The sequence below is a fragment of the Sphingomonas plantiphila genome (assembly GCF_046000505.1).
Taxonomy (GTDB): Bacteria; Pseudomonadota; Alphaproteobacteria; order Sphingomonadales; family Sphingomonadaceae; genus Sphingomonas; species Sphingomonas plantiphila.
In genome coordinates, this window is the sequence record NZ_JBELQC010000013.1 from 1 (window position 1) to 503 (window position 503).

1 protein-coding gene is annotated in these 503 nt (G+C 62.8%); it reads right to left on the reverse strand.

The annotated features are described in order from the left end of the window. Positions 1–11: 11 nt before the first annotated feature. Positions 12–503: outer membrane protein (locus ABS767_RS17600; RefSeq protein WP_408080793.1), on the reverse strand; the 492-nt coding region annotated here is incomplete at its 5' end.

Below are 503 nucleotides of genomic sequence, written 5' to 3' on the forward strand. Positions count from 1 at the left end.
GGCTGGATTTCTCAGGGCAAATGATAATTCACGCCGACGCGGACGATGTCGTCGGTGAATTTCGCGTTCCAGGAATAGGTGGTTGCGAAAACGGCGTCGGTGCCGGTCCCGCTTTGCGATCCCAGATCGACATGGAGATATTCGAGCTTCCAGGTCCATCCCTTGCAGTTTGGAAGCATGCCTTCGAGCCCGGCCCCTGCGGTCCAGCCCACGTTGACTTTCGAACTGCTGAAAGCGTAGCTGATGCCGGTCAGGCCGCCGGTCGCCGTACCTGACCCGGTAACCTTCGTCTCGCCGTAAGCGAGCCCGGCGGTCGCATAGAGCAGCAGCAACGGCTGCAGCAGCGCACCGATCCGTCCTCGCACCGTGCCAAACCAGAGAATCCTGGCATCGATATCCTGGTTGAGCGCGCCCACGGTGGCGCCCTCGCCGCCGGGATCGAAGTTGAAGGGATCGCTGCGGCGGCTGTGGGCTCGTTCGGCGGAGCCCTGCAGATCCGCCTC